A 25228-nucleotide genomic window follows, 5' to 3' on the forward strand; every position below is an offset into this window, starting at 1 on the left:
CCCGGGCATTCCCGATCAGGCGAGACGACGGACGAGGGTCCAGACGTTCCCGTGGTCGACATGGTGATCGAGCACGTCGAGCGCTTCTCGGGCGAGCGCGAGACCGCGCCCCGATTCCGCTTCGGGGCCGGGCATCGACACGTCCGCCCACGCGATGTCGACCGGCCACGCGGTGTCGCGGATGATCGCCGTGAGCGCGGTCCGCCCCACCTCGAGCTCGGCTGTGACACGGACCTCCGCGTCGCCGGGGGAATGCGTCACCACGTTCGTGGCGATCTCGGATACGGCGAGCCCGAAGAGCATCCGGTCCGCGTCGGCGACGTCGGCCCGCAACCAGATCCTCTCCAGCGCGTCGAGCACGGCGTCGACGAAGGCGATCTCCGCGCGTCCCTCGACACGGGCACGAAGGACGGGCTCGTCACCGTTCATCGAACGCGGTCTCCGGCGACGCGTGCTCGCGCAGCACGCGATCGAGGTTCGTCAGGCGCATCACCGTCCGCACAGCATCCGGGACGGCGGCGATGCGCAGGTCCCCACCCGCGACCCGCGCGGCCTTGAGACCGCCGATGAGGGCGCCGAGGCCCGACGAGTCCACGAACTCGGTGCCGCCGAGGTCCACGACGATCCGCGTGCGGCCGGCCTCGACGAGCTCCTTCACGGCGTCCCGCAGACGCGGTGCGCCCGAAGCGGTGAGGCGTCCGTCGATCGTGATGACGGAGAACCCGTCGCGGTGAGCGCTCGTGAGGTTCATGCGGTTGCCTCTCTGTCGGCGGCCGCCGGCCCTCGATAGCGGGCGGCCTGGATGATCACGCTGAGGACGACGACGTCGTAGGCGACCCACAGGGTGTTCACGAGGGTCCCCGTGCCGTCCGCCGTTCCGACCGCGACGCGGACGACGCCGATCGCGAGCGACGCGACGAGCACCGCCATCGCGGTGAGCTGCGGCCAGATCTCGCGCCAGGCCACTCCTCCGGGTGCTCGCCCGTCCTTCCTGGTCACCGCGAAGCCGAGGGGGCGGCCCAGCACCACATTGGCGAAGGCCGTCCAGCACGCCCGGATCCAGACCGGGAAGAGCGCGAGCGAGTACTGCTGCCCGCGCCACGTGCGCACGCCCTTGGCGACGACGAGGAAGAGCAGCTGGTTCACCGCGAAGGCGGGGAGGAAGCGCGCGAAGAAGTCCACGGACCACGCTGTGACCGGCATGACGCCGAAGACGAGGTAGAACACGGGAGCGGCGAGGTACACGATCGCGGCGAAGCCCGACAGGTACGTCCACATCGTCGCGAAGTACATGAGCCGCTGGCCGGCGGAGAGCCCGCGCTTCACGAGCGGGTTGTCGCGCAGCATGACCTGCAGCGTGCCCTGCGCCCACCGCAGGCGCTGCGTGAGCATCGTGCGGAGATCCTCCGGGGCGAGTCCGCGGGCGAGGATCTCGTGGTGGTAGACGCTGCGCCACCCGAGGGCGTGCAGCTGCATCGCGGTGGCCATGTCCTCGGTGACCGAGATCGTCGCGAGCGGCAGGAGCGGCTGGGCCTCACCCGGCCGGTCCACGCGCAGCGCGTCGAGCAGCGATCGGACGGCCTCGATCGCGCCGAGCGGGGAGAGGTCGCGGGTCGCCAGCTCGTCGAGCGCGACCTCGTCGACGACCATGACGTCGAGCTGCGCGTCGTGCGCGATCGGCAGCTCGCCGATCTCCTCGAGGTCGGCGCGGATGGCGGCCAGGTCGTTCTCGACGAGACGCCGACCTGCGTCGTCGACGCGCGCACGCACGCGGTACGTCGTGTCGGCCACCGGCTCGCCCGCGGCGATCTCGGCGCGTGCGGCGGCGACCTCGGCGCGCAGGGCCATCAGCTCCTCGCGGAGCGCTCCGTCGGCGCGCTTCGCCTCGCGCCCGAGCAGCGATTCCGACGCGCGGAGCGCGCGCTGGGTCGATTCGGCGAGGTCGCGCACGTAGCCGACGATGCCGAGCTGCATGAGCGCCTCGCGGCGCAGCACCGCGTTCGACCCGCAGAAGAACGCGGCGTTCCAGCCGTCCTTGCCCTGCTGGATCGGGCCGTAGAACAGCGGCGCCTGGCTCCCGAGCGGGTCGGCCTCGTCGACGTTCGAGAACCACTGCGGCGTCTGGACGAGCGCGACCTCCGGGTCGTCGGCGAAGTAGCCGAGCGTGCGGTGGAGGATCAGGGGATCCGGCACCTGGTCGGCGTCGAGGATGAGCAGGAACTCGCCGTCGGTCTGGAACAGGGCGTTGTTGAGGTTCCCCGCCTTGGCGTGGCGCGGTTTGCCGTCCCAGTCGTCCGAGCGCCGGATGTAGCCGATCCCGGCCTCGGCGGCGGCGAGCTCGAGATCCGCGCGTGCACCGTCGTCGAGGATCCAGGTCGAGTGCGGATAGGCGATCCGCTTCGCGGCCCGTGCGGTGCCCATCACGAGGTCGAGCGGCTCGTCGTACGTCGTGATGAGCACGTCGACCGTGCCCTGCGGCTCCGAGCGCGGGCCGGGGCGGTCCCGTGCGCGCCACATCGTGAGGCAGAAGAGGATCGTGTCGATGAGGCTGTACGTCTCCGCGAGCACGAGCGGCACGGCGATCCACCACGCCGACCAGTTGACGGACTCGAGCCAGCGCCAGGCGACGTAGTTCACGCCGAGGATCACCGACAGGACGGCGAGGATGCGGATCGCTGCGAAGCGCGCGCTCATCTGCGGACCATCCCGTCGTCGCTCGTGCCCATCCGCGCCATCCTATGGCCGCGGTGGATCCGCGCGGTCGGCGTTGACATCGGCCCCGCCGGCCGGTACGCCGATCAGGCGCGTGGGCGCGACAGGACGGCGTTCGCGACCGCCGCGATGAGGACGAGGGCGGCCGCCGCGATCGGCAGCAGGAGCGCAGCCGACGTGCCGAACGTCTCGGACACGGACCCGGTGAGGGCCGAGCCCATCGCCTGCCCGACGACGACGGCCGAGCCGACCATCGTCATGACCGTGGCAGAGCGGCCCTCCGGGCTGCGGGCCGCGGCGAGGCTGTACTGCGTCACGAGGGTCGGCCCGATGCCGATGCCGATGACCGCGAGCGAGCACGCCATGGCGCCAGGGCTCGCGGCGAGCAGGAGCGAGAGGGAGCCCGCGAGCAGCACCGAGGCGAACGCGATCCATCGTGCGGCGAGCGAGAACCGGGCCGGAAGATACGCGATGCCGAGCGCGAACAGGGCCGAGCCGATGCCCATCACGCCGTACATGAGCCCCGCCTCGTCGGCGCGGCCGCGGTCGGCCATGAACGAGGTCAGGGAGGTGAGCATCGAGCCGAAGAAGAGGCCCACGCCGAGCGTGCCTCCCACGACCACGAGCACGCGCGGCCGGAAGAGATCGCGCACGTCGGAGGAGGGCGCCGCGCCGTCCTCGCGACCGGGCGCGACCAGGCGTCCCGTGGGATGCAGTGCGAAGGCGCCGACGAAGACCGCGGTCAGCACGGCGGCGCCGACGAGCGGCGCCCACGGCGCGATCGCCGCAGCGAGCAGGCCCACGATGAAGGGGCCGATCACGAAGACGGTCTCGTCGGCCGCGGACTCGTACGCCATCGTCGACGAGAGGGTGCGCGGTGCGCGCTCGGGGGCGACCCGGCGTCGGATGAGCGTCACGAGCCGGGCGCGCGAGAACGGCGCGACCTGGGGAGCCGTCGCGCCGATCCCGAAGGCCGCCGCGAGCACGAGTCCGTCGGGGGTGTCGCCGTAGACGACCGCGGCGAACAGCGCGAGCGCCGCCGCGTTCGCCGCCGCGAGCACGAGCAGCACGCGGCGCTGCCCGAAGGCATCGGCGGCGGCGCCGAGCAGCGCGCCGAAGCACGCCGTGCCGAGTCCGACGGTCGCGGACGTGAGCCCGCCGAGCGCGAGCGAGCCCCGGACGGACACGACCGCCGTGAGCACGCCGACCACCATCATGGCGAACGGCAGCCGCGCCACGAGCGCGATGAGGAAGTAGGGGAGTCCTGCGATGCGCAGGAGGCTGCGGCTCTCTCGGACGTCGCTGATCGTCATGGGCACCTCCGGTCTGCGGGGTTCGGGTGCCGCCGCTGTCCGCCGGGGTCTCCGGCGGCCGGTAGATGCACTGCTCTCGGACGACGAGCGTCCGACAGGCTGACTCTACCGAGCCGACCTCGGCGTCAGCTGATCACGTCGTCGGAGGCGATCTCGCTCCACACCGTCATCATGTGCGACCGCGAGTGCCGTTCGGCGGCGTCGCGGTCGCCCTCGGCGATGGCCCGGGCCGTGAGCAGATGATCCTCGAGCGTGCCCTCAGCGGGGATGCCCGGAGTGAGGCCGAGCTTCGCGCGTCCGCTCAGCACCTCGTGGACCGGCGTCTCGAGCGCTGTGAGAAGCGGGTTCCCGGAGGCGGCGAGGAGCGTGCCGTGGAAGGCGAGGTCGGCAGCGAGGTACTCCTCCGAGTCGCCGTCGCCCGCCTGCCCGAGTGCGTTGAGCCGCTCGGCGAGACGCAGGAGCTCGGCGCGCTGAGCCGAGGTCGCGCGGGCGGCGGCGAGGCGCGCGGCCATGGGCTCGACCGTGACGCGCAGCTCCATGAGGGCCTCGAGCTGCTGCTGGCGGAAGCGGCCGCGCAGGTTCCACTGGATGAGGTGCGGATCGAAGGCGTCCCACTGCTCGCGGGGGAGGACGGTGATGCCGACCTTGCGGCGCGACGCGACCATGCGGATGCTCTCGAGCACGCGCACCGCCTCGCGGACGACCGTGCGGGAGGCGCCGTAGTCGCGCTCCAGCTGGGCGAGCGTGAAGACGGCTCCCGGCTGGGGGTCGCCCGACGCGATCCGGCTCCCGAGATCGTCGAGCACATCGCCGTGGACTCCGATGGCCATGTCGCTCCCTTGCTCGCGGTTACGTAGTATCTTATCGGTTGTTTAAGTAGTACCTTTGATGCACGGCACGCGACAGTGCGCGCCCTCGATTTCAATGGAGAAACCATGGAAGACTGGACCCAGACGATGGGCACCGGGCCTCTGCTCGGCATCGCGGCCGTCGCCGTCGCGCTCATCCTCTTCCTCGTGATCAAGGTGAGGCTGCACGCCTTCCTCGTCCTCATCGTCGTCTCGCTGCTCACCGCGATCGCGACCGGCCTGCCACTGAACGCGCTCGTCAACGAGGTGCTCGTGTCGAGCTTCGGCGGGACGCTCGGCTCCGTCGCCCTCCTCATCGGGCTCGGCGCGATCATCGGCCGCCTCATCGAGTCGTCCGGCGGAGCCCGCGTCATCGCGGAGAAGATGGTCGCCATCTTCGGCGAGAAGCGCGCCGCCTTCGCCCTCGGCCTCACCTCGCTCATCCTCGGCTTCCCGATCTTCTTCGACGCGGGCCTCATCGTCATGCTGCCGATCATCTTCGCGGTCGCGCGCCGCATCGGCGGCCGGAACCTCCTGCTCTACGGCTTCAGCGGAGCCGCGGCCTTCTCGGTCATGCACGTCTTCCTGCCCCCGCACCCGGGGCCTGTCGCCGCATCGGACTTCTTCGGCGCGAACCTCGGCGTCGTCATGCTGCTCGGCCTGGTCATCGCGTTCCCGGCCTGGTACCTCTCGGGCTACCTGTGGGGCAAGTTCGTCAACTCGCGCTACCCGATGATCGTCCCCGAGCTCTTCGGCGCGCAGGACGACGACCAGCCGGCGAACCCGCCGAAGGCGAGCACGGTCATCATGATCCTCCTGCTCCCGCTCGTGCTCATCTTCCTCAACACCGGCCTCAGCACCCTGTCGACCGCGGGCGTCGTCGACGGCGACGCCGTGTGGGTCCAGGCGCTCATCCTCATCGGCACGTCGCCGGTCGCCCTCCTCATCACGGCGCTCGTCGCCCTGCTCGTCCTCGGCAAGTTCCGCGGCGAGAACGGGTCGGCGCTCGAGAAGCTCGTCGAGGGCACGCTCGGCACGGTGGCCTCGGTGATCCTCATCACGGGTGCCGGCGGCATGTTCGGCGGCGTCCTGCGCGCATCCGGCATCGGCGACGCCCTCTCCGGCACCCTCGCCGACCTCGGCATGCCCGTGATCTTCGCCGCGTACGTCATCGCCGTCGCGCTGCGCGTCGCGCAGGGCTCGGCGACGGTCGCCCTCGTCACGACCGCAGGCCTTCTCGCGCCGGCCGTCACGTCGGGCGGGTACAGCGTCATCGACACGGCCGCCATCACGCTCGCCGCGGCGGCGGGCTCGGTGTTCGCCAGCCACGTGAACGACTCGGGCTTCTGGCTGGTCGGCCGGCTCATGGGCATGGACGTCAAGACCACCCTCAAGACCTGGACCGTGCAGCAGGCGATCGAGTCGGTCGTCGGCTTCGCGATCGTGCTCATCGTCTTCGCGATCTTCTGAGCATGGCGGGGATCTTCGACATCACGGGCCGGCTCGCGCTCGTCACCGGCTCCTCTCGCGGGCTCGGCGCCTCTCTCGCCCTCGCGCTCGCGGAGGCGGGCGCCGAGGTCGTCCTGCACGGGCGCGACGCCGCGGCGCTCGCGTCCGCGCAGGACGCGATCGCCGAGGCGACCGGCCGCCGACCGCACGCGGCGACGTTCGACGTCACCGACGCCGAGGCCGTCGAGCGCGGCGTGGCCGACATCGTCGCCGCGCACGGCGTGCCCGACATCCTCGTGAACAACGCGGGCGTGCAGCGGCGCGCTCCGTTCACCGAGTTCCCGGTCGCGGACTGGGATGCCGTCGTGAGCGCGAACCTCTCGAGCGTGTTCTACGTGTCGCGGTTCGTCACCCCCGGGATGGCCGAGCGCCGCTCCGGCAAGGTGATCAACATCGGATCGGTGCAGTCGCAGCTGGCACGGCAGACGATCGCGCCGTACTCGGCGTCGAAGGGCGGCGTCGCGATGCTCACGAAGGGGATGGCCGCCGACCTCGCGCGCTACGACGTGCAGGTCAACGCGATCTCGCCCGGGTACTTCGCGACCGAGATGAACCGGGCCCTCGTCGAGGACGAGGCGTTCAACTCCTGGCTCGTGAACCGGACGCCCGCGCAGCGCTGGGGGGACTTCCGCGAGCTGTGGGGCACGCTGCTCTACCTCGCGTCCGATGCGTCGAGCTTCGTCTCGGGGCAGAACATCTTCGTCGACGGCGGCATGACCGCCGTCGTGTGAGCGAGAGGGAGAAGAGCATGCGCGCCGCATTCATCGACGGCAAGGAGCGGATCGAGGTCCGCGAGGCCCCGACGCCCGAGCCGGGGGAGGGCGAGGTGCGGATCCGCGTCGACAGCGTCGGCATCTGCGGCTCCGACCTGCACTACTACTTCGAGGGCGCGAACGGCGAGTACGTGGTGCGGGAGCCCCTCGTCCCCGGCCACGAGCTGTCGGGACGGGTCGATCTCGACCCGTCGGGCCGGCTCGCCCCCGGGACGCCGGTGACGGTCCATCCCGCGCGCTTCGGGACCCCGGAGCACGGCATCGAGGACGACCCGCACCTGTGGCCGGGCGGGTCGTACCTCGGCAGCGCGTCGACGTGGCCGCACACCCAGGGCGGCATGAGCGAGCAGCTCGTCGTGCGGGCCGACATGATCCGCGTCCTGCCCGACACGCTGCCCGTGCGGCGCGCCGTGCTCGCCGAGCCGCTGGGCGTCGCCCTGCACGCCGCCACGCGGGCCGGCGATCTCGCCGGCGCCCGGGTGCTCGTGTCGGGTGCCGGGCCGATCGGCCTGCTCGCGGTCGCCGCGGCCCGCGCACGCGGCGCCGCGCACATCACGGTGAGCGACGTGCTCGAGGCCCCGCTCGCGCGGGCCGCGGAGCTCGGCGCCGACGCGCTCGTTCGCGTGGGCGCCGAGGAGCTCCCGCAGAGCGCGTTCGACGTCGTCTTCGAGTGCTCGGGGGCGCCCGTCGCGATCTCGTCGGCCGGCACGGCGGTGCGCCGCAAGGGCGTCGTCGTGCAGGTCGGGATGGTCCCGAACGAGCCGCGGCCGGTGAACCTCGCGCCGTACATCTCGAAGGAGGTGCACCTCGTGGGCACCTTCCGGTTCCATGACGAGATCGACGAGGCCGTCGCGCTGCTGGCGGCCGACCCCGGCATCGAGAGGGTCGTCACGCACGCGCTTCCGCTCGCCGAGGTCGCCGAGGCCTTCCGGATCGCGCGCGATGCGCAGGTTTCCGGCAAGGTGGTCGTGACGCTGCAGAGCGACGCTGGCTGACGAGGAGGTCGGAGCATGACGAACCCGCGCGACATCGTGATCGGCGTCGACATGGGGACGACCGCCACGAAGGCGGTCGCCTACACGGTCGACGGCGAGCTCGTCGCCTCGGCCTCGCAGGGCTACCCGCTCGAGGAGCCGCATCCCGGTCACGCCGTCCAGGATCCCGAGCTCATCCTGGGCGCGGTCTACGCATCGGTGCGCGAGGTCGTCGCCGAGGTCGGCGCGGAGCGCGTCGCGGGGCTGTCGTTCTCGTCGGCGATGCACTCGCTGCTGGCGCTCGACGCGCAGCTGCAGCCGATCACGCCCGTCGTCACGTGGGCCGACACGCGCGCGGCGGTGCAGGCGGAGCGGCTGCGCGCGTCCGCGAGCGGGCTCGCGCTCCATCGGCGCACGGGAACGCCCATCCACCCCATGTCGCCGCTCACCAAGCTCATCTGGTTCCGCGAGCAGGAGCCGCGGATCCGCCAGCAGGCGGCCATCTGGGCGGGGATCAAGGACTGGGTGCTGCTGCGGATGTGCGGTGCGCTCGTCATCGACCACTCGCTCGCGTCGTGCTCGGGGCTCATGGACATCCACCGCCTCGACTGGGACGAGGAGGCGCTCTCGCTCGCGGGCATCCGCGCCGAGCAGCTCCCCGAGCTCGTCCCGACGACCACGGTGCTCGACACGCTCACGGAGGAGGGGGCGTCCGCCACGGGCCTCCCGCTCGCGACCCCCGTGGTCGTCGGCGCAGGAGACGGCCCCCTCGCCAATCTCGGCGTGGGCGCCGTGCGGCCCGGGGTCGCCGCCTGCTCGATCGGCACGAGCGGGGCGCTGCGCGTCGCCGTCCGCCGTCCCGCGGTCGATCCTCGCGGCGGCGTCTTCTGCTACGCCCTCACGGAGGACCGCTGGGTCATCGGCGGGGCGATCAACAACGGCGGCGTGACCCTCGAGTGGGTGCGGTCCGAGATCGCCGGCGGTCACGAGCTGTCGACCGCCGAGCTGCTCGATGCGGCGGCGACCGTGCCGGCCGGCTCGGGCGGCCTGATCATGCTGCCCTACCTCCTCAGCGAGCGCGCACCGCACTGGAGCAGCATCGCGCGCGGCGCCTACATCGGGCTCACCCGCGCACATCGCACGGAGCACCTCGTGCGCGCGGCGGTCGAGGGCGTCGCCCTGCAGCTGGCCCTCGTCCTGCAGTCGATGCGCGCGGCCGACCTCGAGGTCGAGGAGATCCGCGCGACGGGCGGCGTCATGAAGCACCCGCTGTGGCAGCAGACCCTCGCGGATGCGTTCGGCGCTCCGGTCGGCCTGCTCGAGGGGCAGGAGGGCTCCAGCTACGGCGCGGCCCTCCTCGGCATGCAGGCGCTCGGGCTCATCGAGTCGATCGACGTCGCGGCCGAGCGCCTGCCCGTGCACGAGACCATCCGCCCGCATCCCGGCGACGCCGCCGTCTACGGAGCGCTCCTGCCCGTCTTCGACGAGCTGTACGACGCCCTCCTGCCGACGTACACGCGGCTTCGGCGGCTCGCGCCCTCGCTTCCGATCGCGTTCTGAGGCGGATGGCCGGGGAGCGTCCCCGGGTGCTTCCGGCCGTTCACCTCGGCGTCGCCGCGCAGCCGCATGCGCGACACCGTCGTGCTCGCGCGGTTCGGTTCGCTGGCGGCATGAAGCGAATCCTCTCCCGGAGGCCCCAGCGCCTGGCCGCGGCCGCCGCGGCGGCCGCCGTGGCCGTCTCCCTCGTCCCCGCTCCCGCCCTGGCCGCGAACGAGAAGGGCGGCGCGCCCGTCGACGAGCCCACGCTCGTCGCGCGCGCGACCCTCTCCGCCGACCACCTCGAGGAGGGGCCGCCGTCGGGCGCCCTCGCGACCCCCGCGAACGGCCGCACGGGCCCGTGGGAGGGCCAGGTCATCCCCGGGTTCTCCGCCATGATCGACAACGGCGACGGCACGTTCTGGGCTCAGCCCGACAACGGGTTCGGCTCCAAGGAGAACTCCGCCGACTTCCTCCTGCGCAGCTACCTCGTCCGTCCCGACTGGGAGACGGCGGAGGGCGGCTCCGGCGAGATCGCCGTCGAGCGGTTCATCTCGTACAACGACCGCGACAACATCCTGGACTTCCCGATCGTGAACGAGGGCACGGAGGAGCGGCTGCTCACGGGCGCCGACTTCGACATCGAGTCGGTCGTGCGCGCGAAGGACGGCACGTTCTGGGTCGGCGAGGAGTTCGGGCCGTTCCTGCTCCACTTCGACGCCGAGGGCACGCTCCTCGAGAAGCCCTACGCGCTCGAGGGCGCGAAGTCGCCGCAGAACCCCTACCTCTCGGCCGGAGAGACGCCGCGCGTGCGCTCGAGCCGCGGGTTCGAGGCGCTCGCGATCTCGACGAACGGCCACTACCTGTACCCGGTGGTCGAGGGCGCGTACGCCGACGACGCCGACCAGCGTCGCCGGGAGATCCTGGAGTTCGACATCCGCGCCGGCGCGTACACCGGGCGCACCTGGAGCTACCAGGCCGACCAGGAGGCCAACGTCATCGGCGACGCCTTCGCCGTCCGCGGCGGCGATCTGCTGCTCGTCGAGCGCGACGACTTCGAGGGCGAGCAGGCCGTGACCAAGCGCGTGTACCGCGTCGCCCTGGACAGCGTGGACGACGACGGATACGTCGAGAAGACCCTCGCGCTCGACGCGCTGCGCATCGCGAACCCGAGCGGGATCGGCGCGGGCGACGGCTACGGGACGGGCGAGGTCTTCTCCCTCCCCGTCCAGTCGTTCGAGACGGTCGTGCAGCTGCGCGGCGGCGACCTTCTCATCGGGAACGACAACAACTACCCCGGCAACGACGCGCGCGTGCCGGGCACGCCCGACGACACCGAGTTCGCGGTCGTGTCGTTCGAGAAGACGCGACCGCAGGTCTCGGCGGTCGACGTCATCGGCCACCGCGGCGCGAGCGGGTACCGTCCCGAGCACACGCTCGCGGCGTACGAGACGGCCATCCTGCAGTGCGCCGACTACATCGAGCCGGACGTCGTGTCGACGAAGGACGGCGTCCTCGTGGCCCGGCATGAGAACGAGATCGGCGGGACGACCGACGTCGCCGCCCATCCGGAGTTCGCCGATCGCCGGACGACGAAGGTCATCGACGGCGTGAGCGTGACGGGCTGGTTCACGGAGGACTTCACGCTCGCCGAGCTGCGCACGCTGCGCGCCAAGGAGCGCGTTCCGCACGTCCGCCCCGGCAGCGCGGCCTATGACGGGCTGTACCTGATCCCCACCCTCGACGAGGTGATCGACCTCGCCCGCCACTCCACGACGTGCGACGGGGAGCCCGTCGGGATCGCGCCCGAGACGAAGCACCCCACCTACTTCGACGGGATCGGCCTCCCGCTCGAGGAGCCGCTCGTCGCGGCGCTCGAGGCCGATGGGATGAATCACGCGGACGCGCCCGTCGTCATCCAGAGCTTCGAGACCGGCAACCTGCGCGATCTCGACGCGATGACGGATGTCCGGATCGCCCAGCTCGCGAACTCGTCGGGCGCACCGTTCGACCTGCACGCCGCGGGCGACCCGCGCACGTACGCCGACCTCGTCACGCCCGAGGGGCTCGCGGAGATCGCGACGTACGCCGACATCCTCGGCGCCGAGAAGTCGGTCGTCATCCCGCGCGCGGCCGATGGCACGCTCGCCGAGCCGACCGCGGTCGTCGCCGACGCGCACGCCGCCGGACTCGAGGTGCACGGGTGGACGTTCCGGCTCGAGAACCAGTTCCTGCCCGCCGAGTTCCGGTCGAGCGCCGACCCGAATGCGGCCGGCGATCTCGCCGGGGAGCTGCGCGCGTTCGTCGATGCCGGCCTCGACGGCGTCTTCAGCGACCATCCCGACGTCGCCGTCGAGGCCGTGGCCGACGCGCGCTGACCGGCCGGCGCCATCCGCTCGGCCGCCGCGTGACACGCGGCGTCATCCGCCCGGCTCCCCTCTTCGCGCGGGGAGCCGGGCGGCCTACCATGTCGGGATGTCCTCCGGGAAGAAGAAGAGCAAGCGGGTCAAGCCGAAGAAGTCCTGCTGCAAGTCGAAGCCACGCTGCAAGCGGTGCCCTATCCGCCTGCTCGCCGAGGGCAGACTGGACCCAGCGGACGCGAAGAAGATCTTCGCGAAGGACCGCAACCGCAAGCAGGCGAAGAAGGCCAAGCTCGCACTCCCCGAGGGCTGAGGAGGCGAGTCGGGCCGCAGGACACAGGGGGAAGCATGGCACTCGAGCGGATCGCGATCGTCTGGAACCCGTCGAAGACCGAGCGCGAGGTGCTCGAGACCGGGCTCGCCGCCGCGCTCGGCGATGACGAGCGGGAGATCTCGTGGTGGGAGACCACGGTCGAGGATCCCGGTCAGAAGGCGACGGAGGATGCGCTCGAGTGGGGTGCCGACGTGATCGTCGCGGCGGGCGGCGACGGCACGGTGCGCGCGGTCGCTGAGCGCCTCGCGGAGCCGGGCGCGGGGGCGGAGCTCGCGATCGTGCCCCTGGGAACCGGCAACCTGCTCGCGCGCAACCTCGACATCCCGCTCAACAACCCGCAGGCGGCGTTCGCTCGCGCGCTCGCCGACGAAGCGCGCGTGATCGACATCGGATGGATCGAGACGGCCGTCGACGGGGCGCCCACGCGGCAGGCCTTCGCCGTCATGGCCGGATTCGGCATCGACGCGCACATGATCGTGGAGACCGACGACGACCTCAAGAGCAAGGTCGGATGGCTCGCCTACGTGGAGTCCCTCGGGCGCGCGGTCAACGCGAGCGAGGTCATCGAGCTGCGGATCGCGGTCGACGGGGGAGAGGCCGTGACGGCGGCGGGCCACACCCTGATGGTCGGCAACTGCGGCATGCTGCAGGGCGGCATCACGCTTCTGCCCGACGCGGATCCGTCGGACGGCGAGCTCGACCTGCTGCTGCTGAGCGCGGAGGGCATCGCCGGATGGCTGGACACCCTGCGCTCGTTCGTGTGGGACAACGGCATCCGCCGTCTCATGGGTGCGACCGACCGCGCCGAGAGCGGCGACACGGCGGCCCACGCGCGGGCGACGTCGGTCGCGGTCGAGCTGCCGGAGCCGCGCGTGCTCGAGGTCGACGGCGACGACCTCGGCGAGGTGACGCAGTTCACGGTCGAGATCCAGCCCGGCGCGCTGCGCGTGCGCTGACGGCGCGCGGTGCGCGTCCTCTGCAGCTTCGTCGGCGGCTCGCCTGCTCTGAGCATCCGAGCCGGGCCCGCCGCGTCGGCGGCTATGCCTGCGGCAGGCGGATGGTCCCGGTCGCGGAGTGCTCGGTCGGCATGCGATCGCGCTGGTAGGTGATCGAGTCGTAGCCGTGCGGGGCGGGGTTGCCGTCCTCGCCGAGGTTCACGAAGACGATCTTCTCGATCGTGAGGATCGTCCGCCGCGTGATCATGTTGCGCACCACAGCGCGCATCGTGAGCGACGTGCGGCCGAAGTGCGTCGCGATGAGGCCCATCTCGATGAGATCGCCCTGCACAGCCGACGCCTCGAAGTTGATCTCCGAGATGAACTTCGTCACGACGCGGTAGTTGCCGAGCTGGATGATCGCGTAGATCGCGGCTTCCTCGTCGATCCACTTGAGCAGGCTCCCGCCGAACAGGGTGCCGTTCGCGTTGAGGTCCTCGGGGCGGACCCACTTGCGCGTGTGGAAGTTCATGCGGCCGTCGTCTGCGGAAGTGCTCATCGCGGCCAGCCTACGCGCGGGGCCGCTCCGCGGCGACGGCTCCGCGCCGTGAAAGCATGGACCGGTGAACAGCGCCAACCTCAGCCGTGAAGCAGCGGCCGCGCGATCCGCGGCCATCACCGTCCACGCCATCCGCGTCGAGCTCGATCTCACGGGAGCACCCGATCCGCAGCGCAGCGGCTTCCCGACGACGAGCGTCCTCGAGTTCGACGCGACGGCCGAGGAGACGTGGATCGACTTCATCGGAGAGGCCGTCGAGTCCGTCGAGGTGAACGGCGTCGCGCACGATGTCGAGTGGGACGGCGCGCGCATCCGCGTCTCGGGCCTCGCCGACCGCAACACCGTGCGCATCGCGGCACGCGGCGCATACAGCCGATCGGGCGAGGGCCTGCACCGGTTCGTCGACCCCGTCGACGGCGAGACCTATCTGTACACGCAGTACGAGCCCGCCGATTCCCGCCGGGTGATGGCCTGCTTCGAGCAGCCCGACATGAAGGCGCGGTACACGTTCCGCGTCTCCGCGCCGAGCGGATGGCACGTGCTCTCGAATCAGAGCGCGGTCGCGTCGGAGGAGGCGGATGGCGCGCAGCACGTCGAGTTCGCGCCGACTCTGCCGATCTCGAGCTACATCACGTCGGTCGCCGCGGGCCCCTACCACCGCGTCGACGGCGTCTGGCGCCGCGACGAGCAGGAGGTCGCGCTCGGCGTCCTCTGCCGCGCGTCGCTCGCAGAGCACCTCGACGCGGACGAGGTGCTCGAGATCACGCGCCAGGGCCTCGACTTCTTCACGGACGCGTTCGCGTTCCCGTACCCGTGGGGCAAGTACGACCAGGTGTTCGTTCCCGAGTACAACCTCGGGGCGATGGAGAATCCCGGTCTCGTGACCTTCACGGAGGCCTACGTGTACCGCGGCGCGTCGACGACGGCGCAGCACGAGGCGCGCGCCAACACGATCCTCCACGAGATGGCGCACATGTGGTTCGGCGATCTCGTCACGATGCGCTGGTGGGACGACCTCTGGCTCAAGGAGTCCTTCGCCGACTACATGGGCTCGCACGCGGCCGCCGCGGCGACCCGGTTCACAGACGCCTGGGTGACGTTCGCGAATCGACGCAAGGCGTGGGCGTATCAGCAGGACCAGCTGCCGACGACCCATCCGATCGTCGCCGACATCCCCGATCTCGAGGCAGCCAAGCTCAACTTCGACGGGATCACCTACGCGAAGGGCGCGTCGGTCCTCAAGCAGCTCGTCGCGTTCGTCGGCGAGGAGGCGTTCTTCGAGGGGGCCCGACGCTACTTCGCCGCGCACGCGTACGGGAACACGACGCTCGAGGATCTGCTCGCGCAGCTCGAGGCCGTGTCCGGCCGCGACGTCCGCGCGTGGTCGCGCGCGTGGCTCGAGACGACCGGCATGTCGACGATCTCGGTCGAGCGCGGGCAGGGCCTCACCGTCGTGCAGACCGATCCGCGTCCGCACCGGCTCTCGCTCGGCCTGTACGCGATCGACGCGGGCCGCCTCGTCCGCCGCGCATCGCTCGACCTCGACATCCGCGCGGAGCGCACGACCGTGGATCTCCCGGTCGCCCCCGACGTCGATCTGATCCTCCCGAACGACGGCGACCGCACGTACGCCAAGGTCCGCCTCGACGCGCGCTCGCTCGACGCCGTGCACGAGGCGCTCTCGACCATCGACGATGCGCTCGCGCGCGGGCTCGTGTGGTCGGCGCTCTGGAACGCGGCCCGCGACGGGGAGCTCCCCACGGGGCGGTACCTCGAGATCGTCCGGCGTCACGCACCGGCCGAGTCGAACGTCGCGCTGCTCGGCGGCGTGCTCGCGAACTCCGCCTACGCGGTCGGGCACTACACGCCGGAGTCGTCGCGCACGGCCGAGCGCGCGGCATGGCTCGAGACGACGTGGCAGGGGATGACCGCGGCGGCACCGGGGTCGGACGGCCAGCTCGCCTGGGCGCGTGCGGTCGCGTCGGCGGCGGCCTTCCACGACGGGCGCGCCGCCGACCTCCGTGCGATCCTCGCGGGCGACCGGCCGGCGCCGGATGGCCTCGCTCTCGACCCCGACCTCCGCTGGGCGTGGCTCGCGGCGCTCGCCGCAACCGGGCATGCGACGTCTGCCGACGCCGACGCCGAGCTCGCGCGCGACGACACCGCGAGCGGCCGGACGGAGCACCTCCGGGTGCTCGCGTCGCGCCCTGACGCCGTGGTCCGCCGGGACGCGTGGAACGCCGCGTGGGAGGATCGGACGCTCACGAACGACCACCTCTCGGCGACCATCTCGGGCTTCCGCGCCGGCGGCCGGCGCGACCTCGTGGCCGAGTTCGACGACGCCTACTTCGCGCGGATCCGCGCCGCGTGGGAGGAGCGCAGCATCGAGATCGCGGGGCGCCTCGTGCGCGGGCTGTTCCCCGAGGCCGATTCGCTCGATCGCGTCGACGCGTGGCTCGCCGCGAACGGCGACGCCCCGGCCGCACTGCGCCGGATCGTCATCGAGGAGCGCGACCACCTCGCGCGCGCCCTGCGAGTCCGCGCGGCTCAGCCGGCCTGATCGCCGTCGTCCGCCTCGCGGCCGAGCATGCGCGCGTGCAGGGCGCGGATCTCGTCCGCGAGCTCGGGCGCGGGGCCGGCGACGCGGACGCCGGGCGCGACCGCCGTGATGGGCAGCGCGGCGACGGGGCCAGGGGCGACGCCCCACGCGCGATGCCACGCGCCCAGCTGCTCGGTGCTCGACGCGTACACGATGCGCCCGAGTCCGACCCAGGCGTGCGCAGCGGCGCACATCGGGCAGTGCTCGCCCGAGGTGTACACGGTGCACGTCCGCCGCTCGGCGGGCGACAGGTGCGCGGCTGCCCAGCGTGCGATCTCGAACTCCGGGTGTCGGGTGGCGTCGCCGTCCTTCACGCGGTTGCGGTCCTCGAAGCGCACGAGGCCCTCGGCGTCGACGAGGACGGAGCCGAACGGCTCATCCCCGTCGTCGAGGGCCTCGCGCGCGAGGTCGACGCAGCGGCGCAGGTGCGCCAGATCGGTGTCGCTCAGGGTGGTGCTCATGCCGCGACGATAGCGCGGCCCTGGCCTCAGATCCCGACGAGCATCTTCCCGGTGTTCGCGCCGCGCATCATGTCGAGGAACGCGTCGACCGCGTGGTCGATGCCGTCGACGATCGTCTCGTCGTAGGCGATGCGTCCCTCCGCGAGCCATCCGCCCATCCGCTCCTGGAACTCCGGCGCCGCCGACAGATGATTGCCGACCGTGAAGCCCTCGAGGCGCAGACCGCGCGTGACGAGGTTCGACAGGTTGTCGGGGCCCGGCACGGGGCCGTCGGCGTTGTACGTGGCGATCGCCCCGCACAGGGCCGCGCGGCCGCCGTCGTTGAAGGCGTCGAGGGCGGCCTCGAGGTGGTCGCCGCCCACGTTGTCGAAGTAGACGTCGATGCCATCGGGCGCGACGTCCGCCAGCTGCTGACGGATGGGGGCGGCCTTGTAGTCCACCGCCGCGTCGTAGCCGTACTTCTCGGTGAGCAGGGCGACCTTCTCGGGCGAGCCCGCCGAGCCGATCACGCGCTTCGCGCCGAGGAGCCGCGCGATCTGGCCCGCGGCCGTGCCCACGGCTCCGGCCGCGCCCGAGATGAAGACCGTGTCGCCCTCCTTCATCTCCGCGATGCGGGTGAGCCCGACGTACGCCGTGAGCCCGGTCATCCCGAGGATGTGGAGCCGCAGCGAGAGGGGCACGCCGGGCAGGTCGGGGACGACTCGGAACGCCGACGCGTCAGCCTGCGCGATATCGCGCCATCCGAGCTGGTGGACGACGACGCTGCCCACCGGCACGTCGTCCGACGCCGACGCCACGACCCGTCCGACCGCTCCGCCCTCCATGGTCTCGCCGAGCGCGTATGGCGCGACGTAGCTGCGCGCGTCGTTCATGCGCCCGCGCATGTACGGGTCCACGGAGACGAACGCGTTCTCCACACGGACCTCCCCGGGAGCGAGGTCGCCGTAGGTCACCTGGACCGTGCGGAAGTCCTCGTGGGTCGGCCAGCCCTGAGGGCGGGACACGAGCTGGATCTGAGTGCTGACGGCGGATGGCATGGGCCGGGTTCTCTCCTTCGCTGCGGTTTCGCGGGGTGCGTCGATCACAGGGCGAGGCCGATCGCGAGCGCGATCACGGACAGAGCAGGGACCAGGCCCTGCTTCAGCGCGGCGCTGGCCTTGTCGGGGCTCGAGATCAGGAGCACGAGGCTCGCGGCCAGCATCGAGCCCACTCCGGTGAAGACGAGGGTCGCCCCGACGACGGCCGCGCCCGTGGCGAACAGCACGACGCCGAGGGCCGAGACGATCGCGAGGAACAGGTTGTAGAAGCCCTGGTTGAAGGCGAGCTCCTTCTGCGCCTCGGCCCCCTCGCGCGTCTGGCCGAACGTCCTGAGGGCGCGCGGGCTCGTCCAGGCGATCGACTCGAGGAAGAAGATGTAGACGTGGACGAGTGCCGCGACGGCGGCGAGCACGAGACCTGCGACGATCATGATCGACCTTTCTGTAATGACCGTTACAATATAGTCCGGGGAACGGGTGACGGGAGCGGACATGGGGCGGATTCCGAGCTTCGACCGCGCGGAGGTCGTGCGCGCGGCGCGCGGCGTGTTCTGGCACGAGGGCTATGAGGGCGCGTCGGTGCCCGCGCTCGAGGAGGCGACGGGGCTGCGGCGGTCGAGCCTCTATCACGCGTTCGGATCCAAGCGCGGTCTCTTCGACGCCGCCGTCGAGAGCTACCTCGACGAGGTCGTGCGCCCGCGCCTGAGGCCGCTGCAGGGCGCGGACGTGGCGGTGACCGCGGCACGCGACTACCTCGTGGGCCTGCGCGATGCGCTCGCGCGGGCGCGCACGCTCCCGGCCACGAGCGGGTGCCTCCTCATCAACGCCGCGTCGGCGCCGATCGGCGACGACCACGCGGTCGCCGAGACGGTCGCGGCCTACCGTGCCGAGTTGCGCGACGCGCTCGCCGCAGGCGTCGCGGCACGGCATCCGGAGCGGTCGGAGGGCGAGCGGCTGCGACTCGCGGAAGCGCTCACGGGGCTCGTCGTCGCGGCGCTCGCCACCGTGCGGGTCGACGCGCAGGCGGCGGCGCGCACGCTCGACACCGCGGTCGACCTGCTGGAGGGCTGAGCTCCGCGGGATCAGCGCGCGTCCGCCGCGTCGCGGTACGCGACGGCGTACCGGATGTGGGTCACGCCCGTGCCCTCGACGACCTGGAGCTGCGTGAGCTCGATGTCCCGGCGGGCGATCCCGTCGAGGTACCGCGTGCCGGCGTGCAGCAGCACGGGCGCGAGGTCGACGCGGATCTCCTCGAGGACGCCGCGGTCGAGGCACTGGCGCACGATGTCGGCGCCCGCGACGTTGATGTCGCCGTCGCCGGCGAGCTCGCGCGCGATCCGCAGTCCCTCCTCGAGGTCGCCGACGAAGGTGAAGGGCGCGTCCGGCACGGGCGGCCAGCCTTCCGGAGGCGGTCGATGCGTGACCACGACGGTCGGCGAGTCGCCGGGCGGCCTCCCGCCCCAGCCCCGCGCGTCGTCGAAGATCCCGCGTCCGGCCACGAACGCGCCCTCGGTGTCGTTCTGCCGCCAGTAGTCGGCGCTCGCCTGCGACATGTGGAACACCAGGCCGTAGCCGCGCAGCGGCACCTCGACGTCGCCGTTCTCGTACCAGTCGAAGAGCGCGCCGACCCGGCCGTGCTCGTCGGCGATGAATCCGTCGAGAGACGTCGTGAAGCTCGAGAACACCACTCCCATGCGCCTGCCTCCTCGGGGCCGCCTGCGACTGACGCTAGGCACCCGCGGCGGCGCCGTCAACGCCGGTCGTCGCGTCAGCGCCGGTTCATGTCGCGTTCACGGCCGGGGAGAACGATCGAGCGTCACCGTTCCCCGAACCGAGGAGAGACCTTGCTGCCCCGACTGCTCACCGTCACCGCGATCGGCACGGCCGCCGTGCTCGTCGGCGCCTCCGCCGCGCAGGCGCGCCCTCACCACGACGAGCCCGATGAGCTCACGGCCGTGCTCGAGACCCCCGCGCTGTGGGACGAGGACGACGCCGACGCCGACGACCCCGCGATCTGGATCGACGAGGACGACCCCGAGGACAGCGTGGTCATCGCGACCGCGAAGGAGGCCGGCATCTACGTGTACGACCTCGACGGCGAGGAGCTCCAGCACATCGCCCCGAAGCCGGCACCCGGCGACGACCACGCGCCCGGCCGCTACAACAACGTCGACATCGTCGAGGACTTCGAGCTCGACGGCGACGAGGTCGACCTCGCCGTCGCGTCCGACAAGGGCATGGACGACCTGGGTATCTTCGTCATCGACGACGGCGAGCTGACCGAGGTCACCGACCCCGACGCCGGCTGGATCTTCAGCGCCTCTCAGGACGAGATCGACGGCGAGCACACCGCGTACGGCCTCACGACGTGGCAGGACGACGACGGCGCGTACGCGCTCGTCAGCCGCAACTCCGAGACGGAGGTGGCCCTCCTCGAGCTGCAGGCGCACGAGGACGGCACGGTCGGCTGGGAGCGCATCCGCGAGCTCGCCCTGCCGGCCGCGTTCACGCTGCCCGACGGCTCCACCTGGACGACGTGCGACGACCCCGGCGAGTACCCGCAGGTCGAGGGGATGGTCGTGGATGAGCGGACAGGGACGGCCTACCTCGGCCAGGAGCTGGTGGGCATCTGGAAGGTCGATGCCGACCTCACCGGAGAGCCCGAGCTCGTCGACACCGCGGTCGAGTTCGGCCAGCCCGCCGTGTACGACCCGGAGACCGACGAGTGCGTCGCGGGGGAGAACCCCGGCTTCGGCGGCGATGCCCTGCGCACCGACATCGAGGGGCTCACGATCTACCGCACGAAGGGGAAGAAGGGCTACCTCCTGGCCTCGAGCCAGGGCGACGACACCTTCGCCGTCTACGAGCTGCAGGGCGGGAACGACTACGTCGGCTCGTTCGCGATCGGCGACGGCGCGGTCGACGGCACGCAGCACAGCGACGGCGCGGACGCAGTGAGCGCGAGCCTGCCCGGCTTCGACGGGGGACTGCTCGTCGTGCAGGACGGCGACAACACGCCGGAGGGCTCGGACGAGGCGAGCACGAACTTCAAGTTCCTCGCCTGGGAGGACGTCGCGGAGCGCAGCGGCCTCGACCTCGACGTCGCACGCCGGTGACGGGTCGGAGGGGAGCCGCCGGCGGGGCGGCTCCCCTCCGCGACCGAGACGGGATACATCGCGAGGATGACCGGATGGGGCCGCCCGGCGGACGCCGCCGCGGGAGGCCATCCGATGTCATGGAGGCATGCACACTCCAGACCCTCGACCCGATGCCTCCGCCCATGCCCCGTCCGCCCCGCTGCTCAGCGGACGCGGCCTGACGAAGGCCTACGGGCCGACCTACGCGCTCGCGGGCGTCGACATCGACGTGCGCCCCGGCGAGGCCGTCGCGATCATGGGCGCCTCGGGGTCGGGCAAGACCACCCTGCTGCACGTGCTCGCGGGCATCATCACCCCCGATGCCGGGACGGTGACCCTCCAGACGCGCACGGGCGCCAGGCTCGTGAACGACCTGCGCGAGTCCGAGCGCTCGAAGCTGCGTCGAGAGGAGCTCGGCTTCGTGTTCCAGCAGGGCCTCCTCCTGCCTGAGCTCACGGCCGTCGAGAACGTCGCGCTCCCGCTCATGCTCGCCGGCCATCCGCGGGAGGCGGCGCAGGCGCACGCCGCGCAGTGGCTCGCGGCGCTGGGCCTCGCCGGCATGGAGGACCGTCGCATCGGCCAGCTCTCCGGCGGTCAGGCGCAGCGCGTCGCGATCGCGCGCGCCCAGGCGACCGGAGCGCGCGTCGTGTTCGCCGACGAGCCGACCGGCGCGCTCGACTCGGCCACGTCGGCCGACGTGATGACCGCCCTGCTCGACGCGACCCTGCGTCAGGGGCACGCGCTCGTCGTGGTCACGCACGATCCGCAGGTCGCGGCGCGCTGCACGCGGACCATCCGCCTGAGCGACGGACGGATCGTCCAGGGCGAGCGGACGACGGCGGTGGCGCGATGACCGCGCTGGCGGCCGAGCGCACGGCGCCTCCCGCGCCGCTCGGGCAGGGGAGCGGCCGCGCCCCGGTGCTGCGCCTGACCTGGCACCTCTCGCGACCGAGCGCGCAGAGCGCGGCCGCGCTCGCGCTGCCCGCCGTCGCGTTCGCCGTGACGACCGCTCTCCTCCTCACCGTGCTCGGGGGCGTGCTCATGTTCTGGGCCTGGCCGGTCGACGACGCCGGCATCATCCCGCTCTACCAGGTGCTGAGCATCGTGGCGCTCGCGATCCTCGCGGTGCCTCTCATGGCACTCGGCGGCGCTGCGGCCCGGCTCTCGGCGCGCCGTCGCGACGACCGGCTCGCGACGCTCCGCCTCCTCGGGGCGACGCCCCGCCTCGTCACGATCATGACCGTGCTCGAGTCGACGGCGGTCGCCGTGGCCGGGGCGCTCGTCGGCATCGTGCTCTACCTCGGGCTCATGCCGTTCGTCGGCCTCATCCCGTTCCTCGGACGGCCGATCGGCGCGGCATCGCTCTGGGTCGGACCCGGGCCGCTTCTCGGCGTCGTCGCCGCGGTCGGCGCGGTCGCCGCCCTCAGCGCGGGGCTCGGGCTGCGCCGCGTCAACATCTCGCCGCTGGGTGTGCGGACGAGGCAGGAGGCGCCGCGGCTGCACTGGCTGCGGGCGGTCATCGCCGTCGCGGTCGTCGCGGGTGCGTATGCGGTGCTCAGCGCCCTGGGCGCGCTGCCGGGATACGCCGCCGTCGTCATCGCGGTCGGCGGCTGCTTCGCCGCGGGCGTGGGGGTGCTCGGGCTCATCGGGCCGTGGGCGATCGGCGTGCACGCGCGGCTCCGCGTGAAGCGCGCGACGACCCCCGAGCGGCTCATCGCGGCGCGCGCCGTCCTCGAATCCCCCAAGGCCGCATGGCGGCAGGTCGGCGGGATGGCCATGACGACGTTCGTCGCGGTGGTCGGCGGCTCGGGCATGGCCTTCGCCGAGGCGACCCCGGCCGGCGAGGGAGCGGAGGCCTACCTCATGGTCGACGTGCGCACGGGCATCCTCATCACGCTCGTCGTCTCGTTCCTCATGGTCGCGTGCTCGGTGGGCGTCAATCAGGCGGCGGCCATCCTCGACCGGCGCGGGCTCTACGTCGCGCTCGATCGCATCGGCATGCCGCGGGCGACGATGGAGGCTGCCCGCACGCGCGCGACGATGGGGCCGCTTCTCTTCACGGTCATCGTCTCGGCGCTCGCCGGGGGCGCGCTCGTCTTCCCGCTCCTCGGCATGTCGCTCATCCTCGCGCCCATCTCGATCCTCGTCATGGTCGCGTGCTTCGCGCTCGGCATCCTGCTCGTGTGGCTCGCCCTGCGGGCGACGCGCCCCGTGCTCACCCGCGTGCTGCGGGACCCCGAGCGGACCGAGTAGCCGTCAGCCGCGCGCCGCGATGAGCGCTGCCGCCTCGTCGACGTCGTCCACGAGGTGCACGTGCCCCGCCATGGACCGCCCCTCCGCGAGAGCGCGCAGGAGCGGCCAGGCGGGGTACGTCTCCGTCCAGTGCCGCCGGCCGACGAGCACCATCTCGCCCACGGTCTCCGGCGTCGCGTAGTAGTTCTCGCACGCGTCCTGGAAGATCTCCTGCACGGTTCCGCCGGCGCCGGGCAGGAAGACGATGCCGCGGTCGCAGAGCTGCAGGAGGATCGACTCTCGCAGCGCGTTCCGGAAGTACTTCGCGATGGCCGTCGCGAAGAGGTTCGGCGGCTCGTGCCCGTAGTGCCAGGTGGGCACGCCGAGCGTGTCGACGGGCGACGCGAGGCCGGCGAGGACGGCGCGCGCCGATGAGGCCCATCTGTCGACCGACGGATGGAAGGACGGATGCACGGCGAGGGTGGCGAGCGCCGCATCGAGCGCGTCCTCGGGGAGATCGGCGAAGCGCGCGCCCAGATTCGCGGCCTCCATCGCGCCGGGACCCCCTCCGGTCGCGACGACGAGGCGCCCGTCGGGGCGCTGCGCCGCGAGGAGGCGCCCCAGGCGCGCGGCCTCACGGTAGTCGGGCTCGCCGCGCCGGAGGGCGTGGCCGCCCATCACGCCGACGAGGTGCCGCCCCGCGACCCAGCGCTCGAGCGCCGCGTCGACCCCCGCGTCGTGCAGCACGCGGGCGAGGACGGCGTCGGGGTCGCGCGCTTCCTGCGACCAGGCGTACGCGCGTCCGTCGAGGGATGCGCCCCACGCCGGCGCGTCGTAGAGCTCGTCGGCCGTGTAGAGCGCGTCGCGATGAGGGTCGACGGGGGCGAAGGCGACGTCGGGGAGCACGAGCGCGCCCCGACCGGCGTGGAGCTCGGCGTCCCCCGTGGCGAGCGTACATCCCGCGAAGGTCGCGCGCGACGTGTCGACCTCCGCGAGCTGCCCGGACCGCTCGCGGAGGTCGAGGCCGAGCAGGCGCCATCCGCGCAGGCTCCGCGCGCCTTGCGCGAGTCGTGCGTCGAACTCGGCCAAGGACTCCACCACGACGATCCGCCCGCGCCTGTGCCTCATCCGTCCGAGGTTAGCGCGGTGCCGCGCCGCGTCAGGCCGGGCGCGGCCACCATGCGGGAAGGTGCTGGAAGATCGCGCGCGTGTACGACTCCTCGTCGGCGTCGTCGCTCGTCGCCCAGCGCAGGGCGGCGCCCACGAACCCGCCTGCGACGTACGCGGCAGCGACCGCGTCGTCGAAGACCACATCGAAGCCGCGTTCGCGGAACCGCGACAGCGCCGTGGCGCACCGCTCGTCGAAGAGGGCCTGCAGCCGTCGCCGGAAGTCGAGGGAGAACTCCGAGGCGAGGAGCGCGCGCAGGGCGGGGCGCTCCGCGGTGATGCCGCGCAGGACGGCCGTGGTCGCCTCCTCGTACCGCGCCGCGAGGTCGTCGAGCGAGTCTCCCGGCTGCACGGAGATCTCGGCGGCTGCGTCGAGCCAGCTCGCGTGCATGTCGGACGCGACGTCCCCCACGTTCGTGTAGTGCCCGTAGAACGTCGTCCGGTGCACACCGGCCGCGCGGCACAGCTCGGCGACGCCGATGTCGGTCAGCGCCTCGCGCGTGAGCAGGTCGTGCAGCGCCTCCTGCAGCCGCCTGCGGCTGCGCAGCGCTCGGGGGTCCTCCGCCATCCCTCCAGTGTGCCCGATCGCGGCATCCCGCACATCCCGCCCTGCAAGCGCTTGCGCGGAAGGGGCCAAGTCGGCGGTGACGCTTCATGTTTCTCGCTGCAAGCGCTTGCAGAATCGCCGCCGAGGTTGCTACCTTCGGCGGGACGCCTGGCGTCATCACCCGAGCACCCCCGG

General features: G+C 72.3%; 24 protein-coding genes. 12 read left to right on the forward strand and 12 right to left on the reverse strand.

Annotated features, from left to right (window positions below; translation table 11 throughout):
- Positions 1-15 precede the first annotated feature (15 nt).
- The 5 genes from M1D46_RS08255 to M1D46_RS08275 form a co-directional block, all read right to left on the reverse strand.
- Entirely contained in the window at positions 16-429 is a 414-nt protein-coding gene (locus M1D46_RS08255) for an ATP-binding protein (protein ID WP_456287126.1), read from the reverse strand.
- Positions 419-751 (reverse strand): STAS domain-containing protein, encoded by a 333-nt coding sequence (locus M1D46_RS08260; protein ID WP_456287127.1) that lies wholly within the window; start codon positions 749-751, stop codon positions 419-421. Before M1D46_RS08260 ends, M1D46_RS08255 begins: the two co-directional genes overlap by 11 nt.
- A complete protein-coding gene (locus tag M1D46_RS08265; RefSeq protein ID WP_456287128.1) occupies positions 748-2694 on the reverse strand; it encodes a glycosyltransferase family 2 protein in 1947 nt (648 codons plus the stop codon). Before M1D46_RS08265 ends, M1D46_RS08260 begins: the two co-directional genes overlap by 4 nt.
- Before the next feature lie 104 nt (positions 2695-2798).
- The gene (locus M1D46_RS08270) at positions 2799-4025 is read right to left on the reverse strand and encodes an MFS transporter (RefSeq protein WP_456287129.1); all 1227 of its coding nucleotides are present in this window, start codon (positions 4023-4025) and stop codon (positions 2799-2801) included.
- A gap of 125 nt (positions 4026-4150) precedes the next feature.
- Positions 4151-4855 carry a FadR/GntR family transcriptional regulator gene (locus M1D46_RS08275; RefSeq protein ID WP_456287130.1) on the reverse strand — a complete coding sequence of 235 codons (705 nt, stop codon included), beginning with the start codon at positions 4853-4855 and terminating at the stop codon, positions 4151-4153.
- A 105-nt stretch (positions 4856-4960) separates the two neighbouring features.
- Here M1D46_RS08275 and M1D46_RS08280 point away from each other — a divergent pair, with 105 nt between their 5' ends.
- From M1D46_RS08280 to M1D46_RS08310, 7 genes are all read left to right on the forward strand, one after another.
- On the forward strand, positions 4961-6343 hold the full coding sequence (locus M1D46_RS08280; protein WP_456287131.1) for a GntP family permease: 1383 nt from the start codon (positions 4961-4963) through the stop codon (positions 6341-6343).
- A gap of 2 nt (positions 6344-6345) precedes the next feature.
- Complete coding sequence (locus M1D46_RS08285; RefSeq protein WP_456287132.1) at positions 6346-7113, forward strand: SDR family oxidoreductase; 768 nt, start codon at positions 6346-6348, stop codon at positions 7111-7113.
- Positions 7114-7130: 17 nt separating this feature from the next.
- Positions 7131-8150, forward strand: a complete 1020-nt coding sequence (locus tag M1D46_RS08290; protein ID WP_456287133.1) for a zinc-binding dehydrogenase — start codon at positions 7131-7133, stop codon at positions 8148-8150.
- A gap of 15 nt (positions 8151-8165) precedes the next feature.
- Entirely contained in the window at positions 8166-9689 is a 1524-nt protein-coding gene (locus M1D46_RS08295) for a gluconokinase (RefSeq protein ID WP_456287134.1), read from the forward strand.
- 110 nt (positions 9690-9799) lie between these two features.
- Entirely contained in the window at positions 9800-12043 is a 2244-nt protein-coding gene (locus M1D46_RS08300; RefSeq protein WP_456287135.1) for an esterase-like activity of phytase family protein, read from the forward strand.
- Positions 12044-12140: 97 nt separating this feature from the next.
- Complete coding sequence (locus M1D46_RS08305; protein ID WP_271173316.1) at positions 12141-12338, forward strand: hypothetical protein; 198 nt, start codon at positions 12141-12143, stop codon at positions 12336-12338.
- A gap of 35 nt (positions 12339-12373) precedes the next feature.
- Complete coding sequence (locus M1D46_RS08310) at positions 12374-13315, forward strand: diacylglycerol/lipid kinase family protein (RefSeq protein ID WP_271173315.1); 942 nt, start codon at positions 12374-12376, stop codon at positions 13313-13315.
- 82 nt (positions 13316-13397) lie between these two features.
- Here M1D46_RS08310 and M1D46_RS08315 read toward each other — a convergent pair whose 3' ends face one another.
- The gene (locus M1D46_RS08315) at positions 13398-13853 is read right to left on the reverse strand and encodes an acyl-CoA thioesterase (RefSeq protein ID WP_271173313.1); all 456 of its coding nucleotides are present in this window, start codon (positions 13851-13853) and stop codon (positions 13398-13400) included.
- A gap of 64 nt (positions 13854-13917) precedes the next feature.
- Here M1D46_RS08315 and pepN point away from each other — a divergent pair, with 64 nt between their 5' ends.
- A complete protein-coding gene (pepN, locus tag M1D46_RS08320; RefSeq protein ID WP_456287136.1) occupies positions 13918-16413 on the forward strand; it encodes an aminopeptidase N in 2496 nt (831 codons plus the stop codon).
- Here the strand turns inward: pepN and M1D46_RS08325 are convergent.
- From M1D46_RS08325 to M1D46_RS08335, 3 genes are read right to left on the reverse strand one after another with little or no spacing between them, the layout of a single operon-like run.
- The gene (locus M1D46_RS08325; RefSeq protein ID WP_456287137.1) at positions 16401-16913 is read right to left on the reverse strand and encodes a nucleoside deaminase; all 513 of its coding nucleotides are present in this window, start codon (positions 16911-16913) and stop codon (positions 16401-16403) included. The genes pepN and M1D46_RS08325 overlap by 13 nt on opposite strands.
- A 26-nt stretch (positions 16914-16939) precedes the next feature.
- Positions 16940-17950: an NADP-dependent oxidoreductase gene (locus M1D46_RS08330; protein WP_456285271.1), complete on the reverse strand. Its 1011-nt coding sequence runs from the start codon at positions 17948-17950 to the stop codon at positions 16940-16942.
- 44 nt (positions 17951-17994) lie between these two features.
- A complete protein-coding gene (locus M1D46_RS08335; protein ID WP_456285272.1) occupies positions 17995-18381 on the reverse strand; it encodes a DUF1304 domain-containing protein in 387 nt (128 codons plus the stop codon).
- 61 nt (positions 18382-18442) lie between these two features.
- Here M1D46_RS08335 and M1D46_RS08340 point away from each other — a divergent pair, with 61 nt between their 5' ends.
- Positions 18443-19021, forward strand: coding sequence for a TetR/AcrR family transcriptional regulator (locus tag M1D46_RS08340; RefSeq protein WP_282979160.1), 579 nt, complete (start codon positions 18443-18445; stop codon positions 19019-19021).
- Positions 19022-19032: 11 nt separating this feature from the next.
- On the opposite strand, the gene M1D46_RS08345 is transcribed toward M1D46_RS08340, so the two are convergent.
- The gene (locus M1D46_RS08345) at positions 19033-19644 is read right to left on the reverse strand and encodes a dihydrofolate reductase family protein (protein ID WP_456285273.1); all 612 of its coding nucleotides are present in this window, start codon (positions 19642-19644) and stop codon (positions 19033-19035) included.
- Between the two features lie 150 nt (positions 19645-19794).
- Between M1D46_RS08345 and M1D46_RS08350 the strand changes: the two genes are divergently transcribed.
- The 3 genes from M1D46_RS08350 (at position 19795) to M1D46_RS08360 (ending at position 23340) form a co-directional block, all read left to right on the forward strand.
- Complete coding sequence (locus M1D46_RS08350; RefSeq protein WP_456285274.1) at positions 19795-21066, forward strand: phytase; 1272 nt, start codon at positions 19795-19797, stop codon at positions 21064-21066.
- A 127-nt stretch (positions 21067-21193) separates the two neighbouring features.
- Positions 21194-21940, forward strand: a complete 747-nt coding sequence (locus M1D46_RS08355) for an ABC transporter ATP-binding protein (RefSeq protein ID WP_456285275.1) — start codon at positions 21194-21196, stop codon at positions 21938-21940.
- Positions 21937-23340: an FtsX-like permease family protein gene (locus M1D46_RS08360; RefSeq protein ID WP_456285276.1), complete on the forward strand. Its 1404-nt coding sequence runs from the start codon at positions 21937-21939 to the stop codon at positions 23338-23340. Before M1D46_RS08355 ends, M1D46_RS08360 begins: the two co-directional genes overlap by 4 nt.
- Positions 23341-23343: 3 nt before the next feature.
- Here M1D46_RS08360 and M1D46_RS08365 read toward each other — a convergent pair whose 3' ends face one another.
- Together M1D46_RS08365 and M1D46_RS08370 are read right to left on the reverse strand one after the other, a co-directional pair.
- On the reverse strand, positions 23344-24447 hold the full coding sequence (locus M1D46_RS08365) for an LOG family protein (RefSeq protein WP_456285277.1): 1104 nt from the start codon (positions 24445-24447) through the stop codon (positions 23344-23346).
- A 31-nt stretch (positions 24448-24478) separates the two neighbouring features.
- Positions 24479-25054, reverse strand: coding sequence for a TetR/AcrR family transcriptional regulator (locus M1D46_RS08370; protein ID WP_282979153.1), 576 nt, complete (start codon positions 25052-25054; stop codon positions 24479-24481).
- Positions 25055-25228: the final 174 nt, after the last annotated feature.

It is taken from the genome of Microbacterium sp. JZ70 (assembly GCF_053903225.1).